The organism is Chengkuizengella sediminis, from assembly GCF_010078385.1.
Classification (GTDB): domain Bacteria; phylum Bacillota; class Bacilli; order Paenibacillales; family KCTC-33759; genus Chengkuizengella; species Chengkuizengella sediminis.
This window is the reverse complement of sequence record NZ_SIJC01000006.1, coordinates 103,485-124,933: the sequence shown is the minus strand read 5'-3', so window position 1 is coordinate 124,933 and position 21,449 is coordinate 103,485. Positions and strand designations below refer to the sequence as shown.

23 protein-coding genes and 3 pseudogenes are annotated in these 21,449 nt (G+C 31.4%); 3 read left to right on the top strand and 23 right to left on the bottom strand.

Annotated elements, in window-relative coordinates; translation table 11 throughout:
- Positions 1-69: 69 nt before the first annotated feature.
- Entirely contained in the window at positions 70-918 is an 849-nt protein-coding gene (locus tag EPK97_RS13625; protein ID WP_162037172.1) for a GNAT family N-acetyltransferase, read from the bottom strand.
- 473 nt (positions 919-1,391) lie between these two features.
- On the opposite strand from EPK97_RS13625, the gene EPK97_RS13615 reads away from it, so the two are divergent.
- Positions 1,392-1,925, top strand: coding sequence for a CueP family metal-binding protein (locus tag EPK97_RS13615; RefSeq protein WP_162037171.1), 534 nt, complete (start codon positions 1,392-1,394; stop codon positions 1,923-1,925).
- 562 nt (positions 1,926-2,487) lie between these two features.
- On the opposite strand, the gene EPK97_RS13610 is transcribed toward EPK97_RS13615, so the two are convergent.
- From EPK97_RS13610 to EPK97_RS13595, 4 genes are all read right to left on the bottom strand, one after another.
- Complete coding sequence (locus EPK97_RS13610) at positions 2,488-3,102, bottom strand: histidine phosphatase family protein (RefSeq protein ID WP_162037170.1); 615 nt, start codon at positions 3,100-3,102, stop codon at positions 2,488-2,490.
- A 148-nt stretch (positions 3,103-3,250) separates the two neighbouring features.
- A complete protein-coding gene (locus tag EPK97_RS13605; protein WP_162037169.1) occupies positions 3,251-3,808 on the bottom strand; it encodes a GNAT family N-acetyltransferase in 558 nt (185 codons plus the stop codon).
- A gap of 149 nt (positions 3,809-3,957) precedes the next feature.
- The gene (locus tag EPK97_RS13600) at positions 3,958-4,398 is read right to left on the bottom strand and encodes an NUDIX hydrolase (RefSeq protein ID WP_162037168.1); all 441 of its coding nucleotides are present in this window, start codon (positions 4,396-4,398) and stop codon (positions 3,958-3,960) included.
- A 350-nt stretch (positions 4,399-4,748) separates the two neighbouring features.
- A complete protein-coding gene (locus EPK97_RS13595; RefSeq protein ID WP_162037167.1) occupies positions 4,749-6,299 on the bottom strand; it encodes a hypothetical protein in 1,551 nt (516 codons plus the stop codon).
- Positions 6,300-6,834: 535 nt separating this feature from the next.
- Between EPK97_RS13595 and EPK97_RS13590 the strand changes: the two genes are divergently transcribed.
- A complete protein-coding gene (locus EPK97_RS13590; protein ID WP_162037166.1) occupies positions 6,835-7,302 on the top strand; it encodes a hypothetical protein in 468 nt (155 codons plus the stop codon).
- 124 nt (positions 7,303-7,426) lie between these two features.
- Here the strand turns inward: EPK97_RS13590 and EPK97_RS13585 are convergent, their stop codons facing one another.
- From EPK97_RS13585 to EPK97_RS13545, 12 genes and pseudogenes are all read right to left on the bottom strand, one after another.
- Entirely contained in the window at positions 7,427-7,903 is a 477-nt protein-coding gene (locus EPK97_RS13585; RefSeq protein WP_162037165.1) for a WapI family immunity protein, read from the bottom strand.
- A gap of 126 nt (positions 7,904-8,029) precedes the next feature.
- Positions 8,030-8,563 carry a hypothetical protein gene (locus EPK97_RS13580; RefSeq protein ID WP_162037164.1) on the bottom strand — a complete coding sequence of 178 codons (534 nt, stop codon included), beginning with the start codon at positions 8,561-8,563 and terminating at the stop codon, positions 8,030-8,032.
- Positions 8,564-8,734: 171 nt separating this feature from the next.
- Positions 8,735-9,289 (bottom strand): VanZ family protein, encoded by a 555-nt coding sequence (locus tag EPK97_RS13575; RefSeq protein WP_162037163.1) that lies wholly within the window; start codon positions 9,287-9,289, stop codon positions 8,735-8,737.
- Positions 9,290-9,698: 409 nt separating this feature from the next.
- A complete protein-coding gene (locus EPK97_RS13570) occupies positions 9,699-10,547 on the bottom strand; it encodes a stalk domain-containing protein (RefSeq protein ID WP_162037162.1) in 849 nt (282 codons plus the stop codon).
- A gap of 292 nt (positions 10,548-10,839) precedes the next feature.
- Positions 10,840-11,015 (bottom strand): annotated as a pseudogene (locus EPK97_RS21920) (histidine phosphatase family protein); the annotation flags it as partial.
- 140 nt (positions 11,016-11,155) lie between these two features.
- The gene (locus EPK97_RS13565) at positions 11,156-11,809 is read right to left on the bottom strand and encodes a hypothetical protein (protein ID WP_162037161.1); all 654 of its coding nucleotides are present in this window, start codon (positions 11,807-11,809) and stop codon (positions 11,156-11,158) included.
- 352 nt (positions 11,810-12,161) lie between these two features.
- Entirely contained in the window at positions 12,162-12,674 is a 513-nt protein-coding gene (locus EPK97_RS13560; RefSeq protein WP_162037160.1) for a hypothetical protein, read from the bottom strand.
- Between the two features lie 17 nt (positions 12,675-12,691).
- A complete protein-coding gene (locus EPK97_RS22240) occupies positions 12,692-12,814 on the bottom strand; it encodes a hypothetical protein (protein WP_276609504.1) in 123 nt (40 codons plus the stop codon).
- 106 nt (positions 12,815-12,920) lie between these two features.
- Positions 12,921-13,289, bottom strand: a complete 369-nt coding sequence (locus EPK97_RS13555; protein ID WP_240903819.1) for an amino acid kinase family protein — start codon at positions 13,287-13,289, stop codon at positions 12,921-12,923.
- Between the two features lie 166 nt (positions 13,290-13,455).
- Positions 13,456-13,620, bottom strand: a pseudogene (locus EPK97_RS13550) (Y-family DNA polymerase); the annotation flags it as partial.
- A 451-nt stretch (positions 13,621-14,071) separates the two neighbouring features.
- Positions 14,072-14,155, bottom strand: coding sequence for a putative holin-like toxin (locus tag EPK97_RS22615; protein ID WP_407925676.1), 84 nt, complete (start codon positions 14,153-14,155; stop codon positions 14,072-14,074).
- Positions 14,156-14,929: 774 nt separating this feature from the next.
- Positions 14,930-16,027 (bottom strand): N-acetylmuramoyl-L-alanine amidase CwlD, encoded by a 1,098-nt coding sequence (locus tag EPK97_RS13545; protein ID WP_162037159.1) that lies wholly within the window; start codon positions 16,025-16,027, stop codon positions 14,930-14,932.
- A gap of 217 nt (positions 16,028-16,244) precedes the next feature.
- Between EPK97_RS13545 and EPK97_RS13540 the strand changes: the two genes are divergently transcribed.
- Entirely contained in the window at positions 16,245-16,754 is a 510-nt protein-coding gene (locus EPK97_RS13540; protein WP_162037158.1) for a hypothetical protein, read from the top strand.
- A gap of 179 nt (positions 16,755-16,933) precedes the next feature.
- Here EPK97_RS13540 and EPK97_RS13535 read toward each other — a convergent pair whose 3' ends face one another.
- From EPK97_RS13535 to EPK97_RS13510, 6 genes and pseudogenes are all read right to left on the bottom strand, one after another.
- A complete protein-coding gene (locus tag EPK97_RS13535) occupies positions 16,934-17,095 on the bottom strand; it encodes a hypothetical protein (protein WP_162037157.1) in 162 nt (53 codons plus the stop codon).
- Positions 17,096-17,368: 273 nt separating this feature from the next.
- Positions 17,369-17,810: pseudogene (locus EPK97_RS13530) on the bottom strand (NUDIX hydrolase).
- Positions 17,811-17,855: 45 nt separating this feature from the next.
- Positions 17,856-18,245, bottom strand: coding sequence for a hypothetical protein (locus tag EPK97_RS13525; RefSeq protein ID WP_162037156.1), 390 nt, complete (start codon positions 18,243-18,245; stop codon positions 17,856-17,858).
- A 170-nt stretch (positions 18,246-18,415) separates the two neighbouring features.
- A complete protein-coding gene (locus EPK97_RS13520; RefSeq protein ID WP_162037155.1) occupies positions 18,416-18,778 on the bottom strand; it encodes a hypothetical protein in 363 nt (120 codons plus the stop codon).
- Positions 18,779-19,088: 310 nt separating this feature from the next.
- Positions 19,089-19,796, bottom strand: coding sequence for a DUF5694 domain-containing protein (locus tag EPK97_RS13515; protein ID WP_162037154.1), 708 nt, complete (start codon positions 19,794-19,796; stop codon positions 19,089-19,091).
- A gap of 181 nt (positions 19,797-19,977) precedes the next feature.
- Entirely contained in the window at positions 19,978-21,333 is a 1,356-nt protein-coding gene (locus EPK97_RS13510) for an SMI1/KNR4 family protein (RefSeq protein ID WP_162037153.1), read from the bottom strand.
- Between the last annotated feature and the right edge of the window lie 116 nt (positions 21,334-21,449).

Below are 21,449 nucleotides of genomic sequence, written 5' to 3'. Positions count from 1 at the left end.
GTTTTAATTTCCTTACCCTTACAACAAAATAATAAAAATGTTTTGGTCAAACTAAAATAGATTAATCAATCATGAAATACGAAAAACTATTGAGTCTGCTACAGGTTGATAACCTATTTTCACATAAATGCTATTTGAAGTCGGGTTCTCTAAGTCTGTATATAGGCTACAAAATGAATATCCTTCGTTAAGAAGAAGCTGGCTTAATTCGGCAACACAGCTCGTAGCAAATCCCTTCCTTGAGTAATGTGGCGGAGTGTATACAAAATTGACGACAGTTCCATTTTTTGTCGGTCTGGATTTGTTGGCAATTGAAACTACTTCTTCATTAACTTCCCACACGTATAAAGTCTCTTTTGTGATGAATTCTTCTACTCTCTTATTTGCATCTTCTAATGTAAGTTCAGTACCGGTCACTTCCGAGAAATGTTGCAGCCATGTAGCCAATAACATTTGTTCTCCACTTTTGGCTAAACGGAGCTTGCCTTCACTTCGCTTTATTGGCTTAACTTCAGTAAGCTCGTATATTTTTTGATACATGTCCACCTTCGAACTTAGATTAAACAATTCACAGTATTTCTTCGTAAATCGCTCAGCAAGTGAAGTTGGACCTATAATCTTAGGGATTGAAATACCTTTCCTATGAAGATCATTTACAGCTATAGCAATTGCTTCTTGAAAATATTCTTCATTTCCGCAAAGGATTAATGGATGAGGTGGTGTTCTTAGCATGACAAAGATAGGTTTCCCTTTCTCCTCAATATAAGTGAGCAACGGTTTTTTTTCATATTTTCGAGTATTGTTAATAATTGAATATAATATTCCTAGTGCCAAGTTATTAACTACTTCGTTTTTTTCAAGATAAGGAGCTACTTTGTTAAAGTAGTCATTTGGATCATTAGAATAGTGAAGTTTCATTCCTATTCCTCCTCTTCATGTCATTCTAGAAATGGTTTAACCTATTTTATCATTAACTTTTGACACTTGCATTTTTATTTGCTATAGAAGATACATGTTTTTCAAGTAGAATGTAAAAGACAATCAAGTTTTATTCGTAAAATTTTAGCTAAATTAGTTGATGCAAAATGGGTTGAAGTTATAGAAGGAAAATCTGGTGGTTACACATTAAGAAGCGCGCCAGATTGCTGAAGATTGATATATTAGATAAATATTTGAAAAATTCAAGAGAAAACTTCAATTAAGTACCCATTTGTCAAGTAGATTCAACTTTTAGGTATTATGTCGCATCTTTTAATAAACATCGTGACTGTATTTCAAATTTATAATTTTACCTGAATTGTGACATTTCAGTGATAAACTATTCCTTCTTATTCTAATTAAAAAAATTTACTATATAATATTGTTTAGAAACTTTTAAGGAGTGCATATCTATGAAAATAAATCGTTTACTTGTAGCTCTCACAACAACTCTTCTATTAACAGCTTGTGGTGAAGATGTGGCACAAACACAAAAACAACAAGAAATGGATTCACAGTCTATTAAAGATCTAGTTTATGACTACAGTGCAGGTAACATTGAGGTCGAGACTGCATCCATCACATCTGAATATCTGATTGTAAAGAATACTAATCAGGAAGAACGTACGTATGATTTACCAGAAGACGAATTCTTCATTTCAATTGCACCGTATATAGACAAGACACACCCATGCACTACCCATAACTTGACTAGCTGTCAAGGTGAACTGGCAAATGAGACATTTGATGTTGTAATAGAAGATTCAACAGGGAATGTTATCGTTGAGGAAAGTATAGTATCTGGGAAGAACGGCTTTCTTGATATGTGGTTACCACGAGACAAAGAATACCAAGTAAGAATAAAGTACGATGGCAAAATTGCAGAAAGCAACCTCTCTACTTTTAAAACAGATGGGACATGTGTGACAACAATGCAATTATTGTAAAGAGGAATATCTATGAGAATTTTTCTTTACAAGTCCTCCTTATATCCGCTAATTATGAAAGAATGTAAGTTAACATTTTTTTCTACTTTATTAAACAAGATAACCCTTACCATAAAGAAAAGCACTTCTCCTATTAGAGAAATGAGACATATTGCTTTGTTTCATTTTTCTATAGTTCATGTACTGCTATATCCAAAATCATCTAAGAAATTGAAGAGACAGCAATGCTCCAAACTATTAATATAAAAGATGTTGTTAACCAGAATGTGTTAGCGGTAGTTGGTTGATCTATCTTAACTTTTTTTATTATTTCTACAAGATTAAGACAAAATATAGTTGCTAAAATGGGCATGAAATATATACTAATGAACTCAGATATTATCATTATAATCATAGATAAAAACTTTCACCTCCACAAAATCTTTACATTAGCTACCGTGCTAATATTATCTAGTAATTTCTAACTTTCATCAATGTTTCAATTCCAGATAGCCAATCTAAAAGGCGCTCTTCTTTAAGAAGGGAGCATATATAACATGAAACATTTTTAGTTTTTATTAAATTATTGACAACTATTGGCTGGTTTTGCAGAAGATGAAAGTAAAAGGGTATTCCACATTCTTTTAACCTCTACTAATACCTGACCATTAAATTCCATTCTGTATACATCTGGTTTGGTTGTGTGTAGTAAAAAATTCAAATCGTACTGATTATCATAATACCCCATCATTAAAGTCATTACAGCTCCATGAGTACCTAATACTACTTTCCGTCCTTGATAATTCTTTAATAATTCTTTCAAAACCGTTACAGCTCGGTTCTGACAAACTGTATTAGACTCTCCTCCCGTTAGAGCAAAGTTTGGATCAGAAAACGATTTCTTCAACAAAGGGAGTAATTCCTTATCGCATATTCTGTTGTCTTCATTAGAAAAAATTCTTTCTTTAAGATCTTCAAATATTAAAATTTCTTGTCCTGAACATCGAGCTAACTCCTTGATGGTTAGGATCGCCCTTTGGTATGGACTTGAAACGAAAACATCAATCCCCTCTCCTTTCAATAATTCAGTTATTCGATAAACATCTGATTTCCCTTTATCAGTTAACCCTCTTTTTCTTTCATTTCCTTCAGTCTTCGGTGATTCCCCATGTCTCACCATGTAAATAAAAGTTTTCATAATAGCCTCCTTGAAAGCTGGTGAATTTTCAACATATTGTGTTTGGGATTCCTTAAGCTGCCCATCAGCTTAGGAACCTTCATTAAATGATAAAGTATCTTACTTCTTAACTAGATAGGATTAAAATAATAAGTATTAATCACCATTTTTATGTATATTTCTTATTATTAAAGTACCTTAATTGTAGTTGGTAGTATAATTTGTTTTGTATTCGATCATACTTTTTAAAATACTCTCTTTGTATGTCTATTAATTGATAGCCAACAAATTCTAAGGATTTACTAGAATTAATATTCCCTTCCCAAACGTCTGCATATAAAATATCTACTTTTAATTCATTAAACACATAATCATAAATCAACTTGCGAGATTCTTTCATAAATCCCTTACGCCAATAGCAGGAATGTAACCTTTGTGAGTCACCTGCTACTAACTTTTCTTCATTATATTGAGGATGACTAATTCGCATCATTCCAATTACCTTATTACTCTTTTTTTCTTCAATCATCCAAATCATAAAATGTTTAGGATATAGATCATACAAATATTGTTTCACCTCATCATATGATGTTGGAACTGAATTACCTACCCATTCATGCATAATTTCGTCTTGTTCGACTTCAAACCAAGCTATATGATCAGTGTTATAGTTAAGTGGTCTTAGTTTAACTAATTCTCCGATTAGTGTGGGAACCTTTACACTCACTAATTTTCTCCCCTAACATAGTTATATACTAATGCTACCTATTGCGCAGTTAATGCAATGTGTATAGAGTTTTTAAACAATATCTCATCAAATAAAATAAGGGGTAGTATAAAATCCTAATTATTTCAAAATAATTGCATAAATTTAGCTCAAAATTCTATTAAAAATGGTTGCATATTTTCATTCAAACAATATTCTATTCTTTGTCTGAAGTTTTTCCAAGTTACCATCTCTAAAGCTTCCTCAATAGGAAAAAAACCTACTTCCAAGCTTTCAGAGGAAGTTGTCAGTTCTCCTCCAATTGGTTTAGCTAAAAACATTGTGTTACAAATAGAACCGCTTACATTTTGAAATACCCCACAAAATTTTAATACATCAATATCTATTCCAGTTTCTTCTTTAGTCTCCCTTATTGCAGCTCTTTTCAATGACTCTCCTTCTTCAACTTGTCCCCCAGGCATTTCCCATCCCCTCCATGGACCTTTAGTTAATAAAATCTCCCTTTGATCATTAAGTACAATAGTCGCTGCTGAAATAATATGTTTTGGTGGTAAAAAAACATTTTGTGCATTATGTTCATTGGTTATCATTAGATTTCTCCCTCTCTAATTTCTATTTGTACTTCTTCTCAACAACCCTGTCATTTACTATAGTAATAATTATTTCAAGTGTAATTTTAAAATAAAGTTGCACTGAAATAGAACACTGTTAAAAAAAAATAATATCAAAACTAGTATGATATTATTTTTAATCCCATGGTTTAATAAGGTTTTGAGTTGGAAATAATCAAAATTTTTATAAAAACATGTCATCTTCTGTACAGAAAATCTTATGTTTTGATCAATCTTTTTTTAAAATATGATTTTTCATAAACGATAGCTTGTATGTTTACTAGATTATTTTGATCAAATTTTATTTTCAAAACTACATTACAGACATTCTATATGATAGTAGACTCATAGATCAAAGTAGAGAATAATAGATTAATTCCTATAAAATAGAAAATATCCCCAAATAATCCCCACTCTTTATTTCTTGCTAATTTGTACACCATAAATGTAAGAGTAAAAATGACTAAAGTCGTCACTATACCACTACCAAAAAAGGACAGACCTAGAGGTGTTTTTAAATTCATCGAATCATTCAAAACAAATTGATTTAGAATTATCTGTCCAATTAAATAGATTAATATAGAAGTAACTTCCAACCATTTCACTTCATCCCGATCAAAAATCCTTTTATTCACAATATATACCACGAATAGGTATCCCAGAGGTGGTCCAATCCATATTCCAATGATAAATATTGTAAAACCACTAGTAAATAACCCTGTTATTGTTGTTGATACTGCAAAAAGCCAATCTTTCTTTGTCGTTTTCATACTATTGTTAATAGCCTCTTCATTCATAGATGCTCCATAAAGAGTGTATTCTCCCCCAGTAAACTCAATCCATATGAGAGATTCATCATTTAACCATTGTGCTTTTTTAGACAGATATCGAGATGTACTTCTTCTTTGAGCTAACCATTGATCATCCTCATTATATGCCTCATAAATGTTAGCATTCTCGCGTTGTTTACCAGATTTCCCTTTAGCAGAAAAAATAATTGTCGGAACGCCCTCTTTATTGGTAATAACTAGGTTTTGGGCATCATCAATCTTTCGATTAGATCCTTCTTCATAAATAGTTAGTTTCGTTGTATTTGTTTCTGTTGAAGCGTTATCTACATTTGCAATTGTATGATAAGTATGATACGTTCTCAAACCTGCTTCAATTGCTGTAGTACCAATTAGAATGTCAATCTCTCTGTTATGTATTGCAAACGAAGTACTAGTAATATCATCACGGTCACTAATCGTAATAGGTGATAAATTGCTCACTTCAAACTTGTCGTTTTTATTTAGTAAAAAAGTAACACCTAAATGAATGTTATCTTCTCTCGTAAGTATTAGTACAGAATTTGTTTTGTCATCAATAAGTACATCATAAATAGGATGCGCTGTTTCGAAAAGCTGTTTGTTCTCTAATGTAGTAGGGTTTAATACATGTAACTCTTGCTCTTGCCAAAAAACAACTTGATCTTGATTAGCAACAAGCCCTTCAACATTATGCTCTAACTCGGTAATTGAGTCTCCGTCATATTTTTGAATTGTATTATTTTTGATAAAGATGAGTTCATTTCTAACTGCCCACATATTAGAGCTTGATGGAACAATAACAGGCAACTTTACATGTGACTGCACCTCAAGACTTTCATCTACGACTAGATGAGACACGTCTTTGTTTGTAGGAGAATAAATGTGATATAAATCTCCATCTTCGAGTATAAACGGTTTACTAATATAGTCCTCTTGTACTGGCAGTGTCAACGAACGGCTCCACCCTTCGCTAGGGATAGACGTTTCATCTTGAAGATCTAAATATAATAATAAACCAATTATGAATAGTGTGAAAATAAACGGCAGAAAAAAAGCTTTTCTTTTCCTCATACAATATCACATCCTCTTTGAGATTTATTAAGATTGTTATTTTTTTTTAGATACGATAAAAACGCTTAACAAAAATATTGCTTCGACATCCTCAAAGCACTCTCCCTTCTATCTCCCCAATAGTCTAGGTACGTGATTAACAGGTAAAAGTTTCAATTATCTTTAAAGATTAGGGATACGGCAACGATTCGTTCTTTTTGGGGCAACTTAAAAAATCCACCAACATTTTAATACTTAGCCTCCAAATAATCTCAATTTTTGTTTCTGAAATAGGGGTAAAATTACATCTATTTATTTTTCGGAAAAAGTCTGCTCTATGTTCTATTATAAATACAAGTGATATAGTTAAGCAGGCTGATTATGGGTCTTATTGATCAAAGCATCTGTGTATTGCGTATTTTAATCTTATTACATATTGACAAAAACAAATGCGGATTTTTTATAACGAAGGTATCTATATTAGTCTTTCGTCCAATCCAATCGATATCTTACCGCATAAAATAACATGAACGTAATCTCGAATGGAGGTGAATTTATGGGACAGTTTGACAGAACGATCTGTGATTGTTGTGTTTGTCCAATGCAGTGTGTGATGCAACAATTAGTAGGTCAAACGGATGTCCAAATTATTACACCTGTTAGTAATGAATTTAATATTACAATCCTTTCTGTTGATAATTTTATAGCAGATACTTCTGCAGGGTTTTATGCCATATGTAATGTCACTGCAGTCAGAAGTGATACTTTAGGCATTGATACTACTTTAAAGCCAGTGCGACTGGATGTTAAAGGAGAGTGCAGTTGTTGTGAGGATCCAGCTACAAACGAGTTCATTAAATTAATTAATCAAGAAGTTGGTATTGAATTTATATCATTTGGGAGTGGTATTTCACAAGGAACTGTTCTTAACGTTGGTGAAGGTATCGTTATTAGTGATGATGGAGGAGGAGGAGGAAGTATAGCTATATCAACTTGTCAAGTTACAAAAATTGATTCAGATTGATCCTTTTCTTTGGATATTAACTACTTGGTGTTTATAAAAAAGATTGATTATTTTCTACTCATGTTATTCCATAATCGCGCCAGATTGTTGAAGATCTATTTTATTTTGCACTAACAAGTAGTGTCTAGGTCGTAAAATCAATATCCATTTCAAGTTCTGCCACCGAAGCTAATTGTTTAATAGCACTCAATATTTTAAAGAGAAATTCAGAGTCAAGCTTAAAACCTCCAGATAATGTATTAATTAACTTTAGATTAGAATTATACTTATTATTTGCGATTGAATAGTAAATTACTAAATCTCCCTTGTTATTATAGTTCTCAAAAGTAATATTAAAATCTTCAGGTGTCATTGCTTCTAAACATACTTTCCCATGCCTTGTTTTATTAAATTTCTCTAACTTTCCAATAAAAGAATGCAATTCATCCAGAGTAAACCAGACATTGATACTCCAACCTTTAAAGTTGTTATCTAAAACTTCAATTGTACAAGACAAACTTGGTAATCGCTGATGTAAATATTCTTCAAGAGTAAACATTATATGTGAAGTCTTATCATCAGAATAAATTATGAAGTCATAGTCAGTTATAGGGTCAAACATTTTACTCACCTCAATAGCTCAATAATCTTATTTTGTATTATTTTAACAAATCCTCTCAAAAGTAGTATTAGTGAATCACGCTATTTTGTTGATGAACAATTCATATATAATTGATAAAAATTGAATTTATTGTAAGTATCTTGGCTGTGAACCGAACAATTTATCTGCAACCAATTTACCGTCTTCATCAAACCCCCTTACAGTCCAAGTTTGCTTAGAGTAACCATTCGTTAAGAAAAAGACATAGTTTCCTTCAACTTCTCTTAATAAGTAACTATCGGAATATTGTTCCGAATATTGTTGAACAATATCCAATGATATACTTTCATTTAAAGGATCTTCTGGTTCAAGATGATTTCCTAAAGAAATATATTTAATACTGGAACCGGAAGGGATTTTTACTGCAACCGTAAAATCTCCATTTTTTTCCCCATATCCTGCTACACTAAATGGCATACGGTCCTCAATCTCATAAAAATCTGTTCCTCCATTATAATAATAGATTGGACCAAATTTCTTTACTTCTGCTATACCAAAGTAATTACTATTTTTATGCTCAAATAAAATCGCCTTACCGTTTTTAATGTTATAAGTTAGTACATTCTCTACATTACCGGGTATAGTTCCTGTAGCGTAAAAATTCACACCAAATAGTTTCATTCCTCCATAAAGCAAAATCAATAAAAGAAATACAAAAAAGAAATTAATAACTTTAAACACAAATATACCTGATAGTTTAACACAAATTTACCAACAAATAGAGATAAGTACATTTCCCTCATATTACGTGCTTGTTCCACATAATAAAAAGCCTAAATCTCAATTGTAGATTTAAGTCTTACTCATTAAATCAATCGTTTCTTTTTGTTTTGCTGACTTTGTTACTAATATAAATAGTCGATATACAATTAACCCCATTATTGTACCCAGAGTATTTAAAATAAGGTCATCAACATCAAATGATCGTATTGATATAAATAACTGTACTACTTCAACTGTAAACGAAATGAAGAGTCCGATAAGCATGACTTTCCACAGCTTATTTACTTTATACCTAAGTGGAATAGCAAAACCTAAAGGCATAAATAAAAGGATATTACCACCTATATTTCTTAAAGGAACCATATAATAAAAATGTGTAAGAGAACCGTAAATACTTGCAAAAGGAATCAGGTTCATAAGTTGAAAAGCATTTCCCTTTTCATATGGGTAAACATAAAAAGGAAAAGGGAATATAGTTAAGCAATAAATAAATATTATTGAAAAATAAAATAGAGCTTTAATAAATTCAGTTTTAATAGAAAACGGCTTTTTAAATGCGAAAACTATAGTTCTGTAAACTATCCAAGGTATGGCAAACAATATTAGTGATTCATACTCAATCATTTTTCATCTCTCTATCATCTTGTAATTTATGTTTTTATATTACCATAAGATCTTCAACAATCTGGCCCATTTATGCAATATGAAAGTCAAAAAAACTCATGAATCACATTCTAGTTCATGAGTTTTGATCAATCTTTTTGACAATCTTTTCTTTGTTATTTCGATATAATCAGAATTCAACTCAATACCTACAAAAGATTCAAGAAGCTAATCGTAACAGTGCCGATTAGCGCTTGCATGCAGAAGATCAACGTCCCATTGTATCTCGTCCTGAACCTAAAAACAAACTGACAAAAGAGAAGAAACAAGAAATCATAGAAGTTGTGAGTAAGGAGGAGTTTGCAAATTTACACCCCTACATAAATTGTACCAAAACTAGAAAACAAAAACATTTTTCGCTTATAATACATTATACAACTGTATCACTGATAATCTTCAAAAAACCGTTCTTTGAGGCGGTATCAATTAACTGATTAATGGATTTCCTTGCCTTATCGTTAAATAAATACCATTGGTTTTCAGTAACGTCATAAAGTAAAATTTCTGGATATCCCTCTAAATCTTCATTTGGAAAAGACTCAACTAAATTATAAATCTCAAAACTCTTTAGGATATCATCTTCCTGATCCAAAAAATCATATTGTCCTACTTTATAATAAGATCCAAGAATGTCCATGGTATACATCCATGAATAATTTTCAGGGGCATCGACTTTATCCCCTTTATTTTCCATAAAAATATTATAGATTGCTTCGTTATATGCATTCCCATTAATTTGCTGTACTACTCCGCCCATAGTCATATGGTATTCGTGTTGCAATGCTTTTACTTGTACACCATCTATATGCAATGGCTTTGTATCGATAGTTACTGTAAAGTTGCTGTAATTGACATCACATCCAAACGTCTCTGAGATAAAGCGAAGTGGAACGAATATGCGATTATTTTTTATGTATGGTTCTATTTCAAGAAGTATCTTTTCACCGTTCTTCTCCTCTGTAATGCTGTTCAAATTTAATATTACTTTGATATTACTTTTTGTAAAAGTAACTTCGGAATTAGACCAATCAACATTAGCCCCCAAATTTTCACTAATAACACGTAAGGGCACCATTGTACGATTGTTCATAATTTCGGGTTTCACATCAGATACAATATCTACGCCGTCTACTTTTATTTGTATTTCTGCAGCATAAGTAATAGACGATGCAATAAATAAGAGAATTGAAATGAAAACTCCAAAGAATACCTTTCTCACATATAACGACTCCTTTTTTGTCTAATATTTTTAAAATAATATACGTCTATACGATTTAAAAGTTTCGATAAACTGGAGTGGGGTAGCCTCAATTTTGTTTTTATAGCCTTCTGTATGTCCGTTAGCCATCTCAGTAACGTCATTATTTGATAAAATCTAAGATTAACTAAATAAAATAAATACAGATGATCTCTTAATAGAGAAATGCACCATTTTGTTGAGGATCACTAGAGCTCCTACTTGATGGTTGCGACAAAAATATAAACGAATATAATGTTGTACTCATCAATCTTTAACTACTCCATAACCTCTTAACTTCTACTAATGACTGACCAATGAACTCCATCCTATATACATCTGGTTTGGTAGTGTTTATAAAAAATCTACGTTGTACCGATTATCATAATGTGCCATCATTAGAGTCATTACAGCTCAATGAGTGCCTAATACTATTTTCTGTCCTTGATAAATATGACCTTAAAATGTAAAAAGCACACTTCTTCAAGAAGTGTACCATAAAGCTTTCGTTATTCAAGAATGGCGCCTGATTGTTGAAGATAACTTGAGTTTCTATTAGTCATTTATGTATAAACGTTACAAATTGCTCTTTATATTAGAGAGTTTTCGATAACCTCAACAGATTTTCGTGTAGTATCTAAAATACGTGTTCGAACATCGTTTTTTGAAATCAATATTTCTTGTCCATTTTTATCAAAACAGTATGATATCGGAATTGAAAATCCACAATTTCTATATGATCCATCTGCGTGGCTAGCTCCAATAATCATCGCCCTTTGATCAATGGCAATTTTTCTAGCTTCATTCGTCCATTCTTCAAATTGTGCTTCACTAAACATACCAACTCCAATAGGATTAAAGATAATATCGATATCATCATGTTTGACTAGTCCTTCCAATCCTTTGAATATTTCTACACAAAGTAAATATCCTAAATTCACACCATTCTCTTCAATATTCGATGGAGTATATAATTTTTCATCTTCTGGTGTTTTTGCTCTTTCCAACACAAGCTCACCTAAACTATTAATAATAGAAACCCTATCTTTATTGTTATCATCTTTATAACCAGTTACAATAATAGTGTTATAAGTTTTTGCTAAATTACACACATTCTGCATGTTATCCTGATGAAAATAACCTTCAGGAAACAATACTATATCTACGGTAGGATTATTTTCAACTTCATTCTCTAACTGTTCTAAACTATTCTCTCTTTTAGGTTGACCAATAAGAATTTTCATTTACAGCACACCCTTTTTAAATGTTTACTAACTATCCCATAATTATATCAGGTATACACCAATTAATTGGAATGAAAAAAATTAATATTTCATTTCTTTAAAAAGGCACCCTCTTTATTCAAGATTTGCGCCAGATTTGCTGAACAATGAAACTCGAAAACTTCCACACATCCAGTGATTAGCCTATAGTATTATATTTTTATAATTTATTTTTACTATCATCTAATCCAATCTTTTTGGATTACTTTAAAGTCCTTTATTCATTTTTTGGAGTAAATAGAAGAACACAATTTTTAAAATGTCTGCAATCATTAAGGTTCTAGGACTTCATTTTCAGTTATAGTGTAATCGCTTAGCTATTATAAAATGTTGATAGTAAATGTCTTTCATTTTTTATAACGTCACACCACGAAAAAAAATTTTCAACAATAACTCCTGCTAGGTTTTTATCAATTTCTTGGAGTCGATTGTATAATGGAAAGTAGACAAACTCTCTTAAATCAGTTTCAAGATTCTTTATTTTTCTAATCAAATCAATACGTTCAAACTCAATATAATACATATCTTCTGTGGGTAGATCTTCTTCCCAAATACTTATGTAATCATCTGACCACACACGGACGTTATCTCCTACATACTCAAAAGTAGGATAAGGTGTATGCCCCATCCAAGGACTTTTCATTGTAATAACACCTTCAAGAATTTCACGCCCCCCTTCTAATCCAGAGCAGCAGCTTGGGAATACCTCTTTACTTTCACCATAAAAAAATACACCACCAGCAATCACGATGCTCTCCTTTTCAAGTAAATCTTTAAAAGCTTGCTGTGGTCCATTATCAACCTGAATGCCATTATATCCAAACAACTCAACTAAAAATAAATCTACATCGTTTTTGTAGTGTTTTTTGCAAGTGTTATATATTCTTTATATTTGACTTTTGTGAGCCAATTAGGGCATTGATAATATGGGTCTTGGACTACTACTTTAACACCTCTATTAGACATTATTACACCTCCTTTTAGATTGTGACAATATGATTTGTATTCTCTATTAGAGAATGGCCCATTTTGTTGATAAAGATTAGCATATAGGAAAAAAGAAGTTACTCTTTTAGTAGAAGATCTCAATTGGAACATCCCACAAGAAGTAGTTTTTCGAAAATAATCTTGTTCCCACTGTTGTTACTTTTTGGTCCTTTTCAAACACAAATCCTGATCCCATTTGTTCTTTAAATACCCATCCTTTCTCACTCATAAATTTCTTTACAACATCACTACTTTTATTCTCTGAAACATATCTATATGAGTTATCGTTACTTGAAAACATTTCGAAGTCATGACCAGAAGTTTCAAGTTTGGCAATTGATATTAGTATTGGAATTGGGTTGCCTTCTTGAGTTAAAGCATTTCCAAAGCTTAGTCCTAAAAAACCAATCATCAGTATAAACAGTCCTACTGTCACAAACAAAAATCTCTTCAATTGATTACCCTCCTTTATAAATTACTATTATGTAAAATATGATGTCCTTTAATTTCAATACCCCTAAATTATACTAGAATAAATACCATTATATAGCCCAAATCATAAAGAAAGGCGCTTCTCTATTAGAGAAAAGCGCCAGATCGTATTATGAGGTCAATCAGTTAGCAATTGGACAAGCTGCTAATATAATACCTGATCGCTTTGCTGGATCTCCTGCCACAGCTAGAGGTTGATCTTTATATTCTGGATATGCTGCCTTTTCAACTGATGCATAAAACGATTGACGATCCACCAAAAAAATCACTCGTTCTTTTTTCTTTAAATCCATTGTAATCACACCCAAGATAGAATATATGTTCTTATTTATTATATTCAATATACCGAACATATATTCTTAATTCAAGTATCAAAATTTACTAAATAGGGTGCCAGCTATATTTCATTAAACTTCCAATGAATTTATTTTCCTAACATTACCTGAATTGATCCATCAATAGCAAAAACTTAACGAACCAATCAAATTAAAAAAACTTCTCGAAGCCATTACAATCTATGATTAAGTTACTAATTCATTTGAGATAGTAACTTTTTTAGTTATAAAACTCACTTTTTAAGTGGTATTACTCACTTTTTAAGTGTATAATATATTTAACAGATTCATATACTAATAAAGAAACCGCAGGTGCGCTAACACCATACGGTTTTTATACAATAGCCGCATTAAGCGGTAGGACAGAAGTCAATTATAAAAATAGACCGTTTCCTTTGGCTAAGGCGGTCTATTTTTTCTTGCTAACAGATATTAAAGCTACTATTAATAACCCGAAGGTTAACATTAATGATATAGCTTGATATACCGTCATTGGCATCACCCCCTAACTTTTAAAAATGAGGGATCTGCCTACCGCCCTTGCCAACTATTGTATTATTTTAATTATACCACTATATTCCATCAGAAGTTATATATATTAAATAATGAATAGAATAGATTTATGCTGGTAAAGTTTCCTTGCCACTTACGACAATACGCCCTTTATTTAAAATGATAGAAATACAGATCACCAGAAGTTATGGATGTGGTTGTTGAAATTGAGTATCAAACGAGGGAATAACAAGTAAGAAGAAAAGGAGGAGGAAGAAAAATTCAGGGTTAAATACCTATAAAAAATACGGGGTCAGAAAAAATGAGTGGTACACTATAAAATGTTCAGGATGTGGATATGATGTTCATTACTCACACTTCAAAACAATGAAAGAGCGAGGGAAAATACGATTTAGTCAATTTTGTAGTGATGGTTGCAGAAATGAATATAGCCGTCGTAGATACCAAATGAGAAAGCTTAATGCTATTGATAGAGTAAAAGTAGAATCAGAAATTCGAATCCATGAAGAATCAATAAAGGTTTACAAAGACTATTTGAAGCTTATTAATAATAGATAAAATCAGTATTAGGGAAAATAAAGATCCTGATGATATAAATAAAATTTCAAACCTCAAATCATTTATAACAGAACTAATGCAATAATTAAAAGAAAAAGATAGTGAAATTAAAAAACTTATGAATAAATGACCCTAGTCAAAGTACTGTCATAAGTACTGTACCAAGGTCATTTATTCTGATCATTTTATCTTCACCTTATTTTCTTGTCATTGGTTCTTGTATGATTTTTAGCCAATCACACCAGTTAGTGAAACTACCATCAAATTGCACATAAACTTCTTCTGCTTGTGGGTAATTAAAAATTGTTGAATACAATTCATCGTAAATTTGCCTCATTTGATAAGTTGAAGGTGCAGGCATATCAAAGTTTTTAAAGTCTATGATAACTATTCCTTCTTCGTCTATAGAAACACCTTTTAGTAAACTTCTTTTTGAAATAGAAGAGAAGATTGAATCTTCATTCATAAATAGATTAGCAATGTCTTCTTCTAACTCTCGGAATTTTCCACCATAGGTTTTATAGTTGAAACCGATTTCTTTTCTTTCAATTATTGGATCTACTGCTTTCATTAAATTTAATTCACTAGCTTTTTCAGGTGTCAACTCTATGCAAGCATCAAATTTACAATTTGGTGCCCCAATACCATCATGAATTCCTAATGATATATAATAACCAACAGTCGAATGATTTAACATCCAGTCCTTATCAGGGCCATAAGTATGGAAGGCCGTCTCAATATAGGCATCAATTGCATATGTACCAGAAAACTCATAATAATTAAATCCTGAAGCAGCAGAATCAGTTAAAACCTTATCGTTAGTTCCTGGACTTTTACCATCCATAACAGTTTCGATCTTTGATGCCAAGTCATAACTGATTGAATCACCTTCATCATACATTATCCAAGTCCCACCTCTTGAAGAGTTACTTCCTTCGCAATCAAAAGATGTTGCATTAGAGTGAATTGGAATATGATAGTCTGCTCCCCAAGAATTTGAACTACTGGAGTTAGCTTCATAACCACCACTACCCACACGAACCGAATACCCCATAGCTTGTAGATCTTTAGCAGCTTCATGAGCATTATCACTTGCATTATCACTCTCTGAAAAATTATCGCATCCAAATTTGTCTGGACTGTGATTTGCTGGAGAAAGGTAAACTTTCACCCCATTGTACTTAGAAGGGGTATAATTAGTATCAGCGAAAGAGTCAGATGGGAATAATAGCAATGCAAATACTATAACTGCAAGTACTGAAAAAGAAAGCGTTATTTTTGCCATTCTTAGCATGATAAATTACCTCCATTATAATTAGAATTTTGTTTGCAATATAGTATTTCGATATAAGATAAAAAATTCCTTTTACTTACTTAAAAAATAAAATAAGACAAATTTGGATATATAATATATTTTCTTGAAAAATGGAATAAATATGTAATAATGTAATTGAGGAGGTTAATTTAGAAGTGACTATAGAAAAATAGAATAAGAAGATTATTATTAGGGAGTGATTAATATTAAGAGAGTAACAATTTTAGTTTTATTTTTTGTTTTAATTACAGGATGTTCCAATGAAACAATATCAACAGATTCAACAGATAGTAACATATTAATAATCGAGAAAGGCGAAGTTAAAACATATGAAGACATTTTGACAGTTGAAGATATTGAAGAGGATATTGATGGAGATGAAAAAAAAGAACATATTAAGTTATCTATATCTCCAGCTCCAAAACCTGATCCAGAAAATGAAGGTCAATACCTCTGGGATGACAGTCAAGTCTGGCAGCTAGTTGTTGAGGACGAAGGGGACTTTTACACTCTATTTGACGATCATGTTCAAGGATTGGCTGAGCTATATATAGCAAACGAAGGGCAGAATCAAAATGCAATTATCTTTCAAACAAAGGGAACAACCTTAAGTTTGTTACAATATAAACATAACCAAGATGGTTATTTTGAAAAGAAAGTTGTTTATAATGAAGGTACCATACTTCACCGTTCAACAATAAAATAATAACGTACCATTAAGAAGATGATAATATTTTAGAAATTGAAGAATGGAGAATAATACGACTGAAAACCATCCTCGATGGAAAGGATGGCTTTCGGTTTAAAAAGTCATGGAAATGTAGTATATAAAGATTATATCTTATGAGAAGGAAACATTCAAAAGAGTAGTATCAGTCAGCAAGTTCATGTTCTTTTTCTAATTCTTCCATCAAAGTTAAAATACTTGTCAACAGATCTGCAATTTGAGGTAGATTGCTGATTGGCTGCAAAATCTTGAATCATAATACGTACAATTTCAAGGCATTTATTAAACATAGTTTCATTCGTATGAAAATTAAAATTCAATTATAAAGTTCCTCTCTGTCATCACTTTTTATTAGGAAAGGAGCAAGGCTACTTACTCCCCACTCCTGACAAGATGTAGTTTTAAAATAAAGTTTGATCAAAAACCTCATACATACCCACATTCTATGGCAAATAAAAGAATCCATTTTGAAAGAAAGATTGATCAAAATGGATTCTAAAATGAATATTAACTACTTGGTTTTTATAAAAAAGATTGATCATTTTCTACTCATGTTATTCCATAATCGCGCCATATTGTTGAACATTACCTAATTATATTGAAGCAGTATTTTGATTTGATTTGTATTCTTTCGTAATGTAATCAATAAGAAAATCTCTATCTTCAGGGAAAGTTAATTCTAAAAACTTTATTTCATCTAAGGTTTTCCAAGCGATATCATGAATAAGATTATCTGGATCTTGAATTGTTTCTTTCCCACCTAGTATTTTAACTAAAAAATAATGGACTTCGACAGATCTGTTATAATACCTATCATTTCCTTCTTTCACCTTAATTTCTTTAACTATTTCAGCTATATATCCTGTTTCTTCCTCAATCTCTCGAACACAGCATTCTTGAAAAGTTTCATTGTGTTCCTTTCCTCCCGATGGAAATAGACCAGGTTTTTTTCTCTTCAGGTTTTCCTTGTAAGACCATTAGCAATTTACCATTTTCATTAACACAAACACATGATGAACCAAACCATTTTTGCATTGAGTATAAGCCCCTTTTATAAAAGATAAATAAAATAATATTCCTTTAACTTATACGTTCTACTTTAAAATCCCCCCATGCTGCAATTTCTAATATGTCATCTTGAAACGGGAAAATGAAATGAATTGATTTATCCATAAAAGTTGCATGTGGATCTTTTTGTTTGAGTACCAAATTCATTTCTTTTAGCCAACTTGAATTATTTACTTTTAATAATGAACGTGGATACTCATCATTAACAAATAATATAGTATAATCAAAACAATCTATAGTTGTTTTTTTTAAACCTTGACAAGGACCAAATGAAACTTTCCAACGATTTTCATTTATATCATCGAATTCTACTATTATTTTATTTAATTCCGGATCAGTATATATTTCGTCTAATGGTGTTTCATGTATTTTAACACCTATATCAATAATTTCAATTTCCATTATTTCTCCTTTCCTTTCACTTCTATACAAAATTAATATTCATTTTTCTCTTTAATTTTAGTGATGTCTATCTTATGTTAAACCGTGTTCTATTAATGCGCCAGATTGTTGCAAAACTTCCATCCTTATAAGCCTTAACAAATACTTTTGACAGAAGAAAGCAAAGCGTCTCATTTGATACAATAAGAATCAATTCTTTGCAGTTCATTTTTATCATTAAAAATATAGACATCACAGGCTGAAACAAAAGATAATTGTTCACCATTGCGAATAAATTCAGCTGTTCCATTTACTGCAACACAATTTTTTTCGGAAATTACATTCAATGTAGTGAATTTAGTGGTTATAGTTTTGAAATAATTTGAAGTTTTCTTGCATTCTTCTATTACAGCTTCCCTACCTACTAAGGTTTTGTCACCAACGATATTCCATTCAATTATTTTTGCTAGAAATGGAAAAGCAGGCTCAAAATTACCATTAGAAAATGACTCTGCTATTTGTTTTTGCTTGAGAACATGGCTTTCTGAAGTCATAGTTCAATTCCTCCTCGAATAATTAGATAAACTTTATATTATAATATTAGCTCACAGATGTCTTACCACTGTTTGCTCTATTTAATTAGTACATCCGAAGGGATTAATACCTGCGGACTAATTTCCCTCTATCTAGCTACGAAAATTGAATTTTCGGTTGCCGTTCTTTAATTAAATGGCTCTAAAATGAAATTGAGCGCTGATCCTTGTTCTAGGATTGCGCCATTTTGTTAAAGATGTACAGGAAATTAGCTTTATTAAAGTCTCTTACTTTTTAAATAAATTACTAAGTTTGGTTTTAATAAGGAAGCTATAATGGAGTTGTATAATTACAATTACTGAATGGATTCCAAACTGTCCAGCCATTTCCTTCAAATAATTTCTGTAACATCCAGAGATGATCACTTCCAATTATGAGTAAGATCCTTTCATTTGTTTTATCAGAAATTTCAATTATATTTTTAAATATCATTAGCTCTCTTTCAATCCATTTATTCAAAAAATCCACTCCTACAGATGCACCATCTTTTTCTACTGTAGCAAAAGAGAGATACATATTTTCTAATTCATCAATCATATCTTTATCATTTTGGTGTTTATATATATCAAGCAAATGACTAGCAGGATTTATATTCCCAGTTTTTTGAGAATATGAATTTATAATCTTTGAAATTTCTGGATATTTGCTTTGAATGGTTTGATTAAGTTCGATTAGATCATCTTCAGTAATTTTACCGTCCCAATTTACTGGAAACACTTCTTCATGCTGTAATTGATTTGCCAATCTAAAACCTAATTGTTCAATTTCATTAATATCATAAACATTATTATGATTTTTATATTTTTTATTTAATTGAGATTTTTGACTTTTTTCATACTCCAAAGCTATTTTAAAAGGTTTAAGTTCAGATAAGTAGTTAACTAACTCTAGAATTTCTAAATTCTTTTCTTCTATTAATCTTTTCTCTTGTTCAAAATGAAACGTTCCTACAAGAATTATCTCCTTTTTTATTTCCATTTTTTACTATTACACCTCCTGCCTATTCCTACAAATAATTATTTCAAATTTGCATCATCTTTACAATACGCTATTCCACAATCTGGCCCCATTCATAAAGAAAGACGCTTCTCTATTAGAGAATAGCGCCAGATTGTGGAAGATGGGACTCCGCTTACCTGCTAGTTTAAGATCTACACTCTTAATAAAAGATATTTATGTTTTGTATAACATTTTCTATGGGCATTACCCGCCTTTTCAACACTTGCTTACCACGTAAATTGACAAGAAAATCAATGAATTCCAATTTCGTTGGAATAGTTAATATATCATGAGGATGCTTATTATTTGAGACGGTATCATGGACATACTTTTCTAAGGCGTGTATTACAGTTACTTCATGTTTTTCTTCTAACATGGTCCACCTTTCTAACTCTTCCCAAGAAAAGTTTGATCTGAAGAATAGTTCGTCCCAACCTTCAGTAACAGGAAATTTAACATGACCTTCCATCCATGAAATAACATCTCTCGAATGAAAGTCTCCAAGATGGGACAGAGCTTCATACCCAGATATTTGTTTATTAGATACTTGTTCAAGAAAATTAAATACTAAAGATAGCCCTTCATCCTTACTCATACACATTGACGTTAGGCAGGAACGCAATCTAGTATCTATAACAGTTTTTTTGTCTTCCCATAAGCTTTTTACCCATGTCTCTACGTAATCTCCTAAAACTCTTCCGATAATCTCACATATTATCCTTTGATTATTTAAAACCTCTTTTTTATGTAGTTCTTTTAAAAGAAAGTCAAATAACACTTTTCTATTAAATTTCTGGAGATAGTTGATTTCTTTTTCATCTAGTTTCTTACGATAAACAACAAAAGCTACTAGCTGTTCCATGTCATTTTTGACATCATCTAACATTGTCTCAGAAAATGAGTTGAACCAATTTTTCCACTTAATTGCTGCTGAACTTGTAGTTACCAATCCAGTATCACTTAGAAAATATTCAAGCTGCCACTTTTCACTGCCAATACACGCTAGTTCGGTAATCCTAAATAAATAATCAATAAATGAATCCGCAATATAAGTAACTGAGTCATCTTCATGATCCCAATAAATAACTGGTTTCTCTTCGCCCTCAACAGACATATCGAACGCATAAACATCTCCATTTCCAGCATGAGCAAATTCTAATTTCCCCCTAAGTGTCTTTCCATAATCTTCTCCGTCTTCCATCAGTTCGTCAGCTAACGTATCTAAATTCTGAAGGAAATCAATGTTCCAATTTATCTCTCCTGAGAATATTTCCTTGAATTCACTTGGAATCATTGTATCGTTAGAAAAAGAGTAATAAAACGAGAGTGACTTTCCTAAGTTCAGTAATATATGTTTATACGAAGGAGGTAATTGATAACCTAACTCTTTTTCCTTTGCTGTTATCTCCTGTGCCGTTGCTCTTTTTCCAATTTCAATTGGAAAAACTTTTCCGTTATTGCTGTTTAATTTATGTAGTATTTGCTCCCACTTTGATAGGAATTTGTTAATCTCCATACTCTTTAACCACCTTTAATTTATGAAAGAAATTTGTTTATTAAATGGTCCGTTAAATTTAAAATTTTCCTTTAAAATCCACCTCAATTTTAGCATATCATTATCTTCTCTCTCAC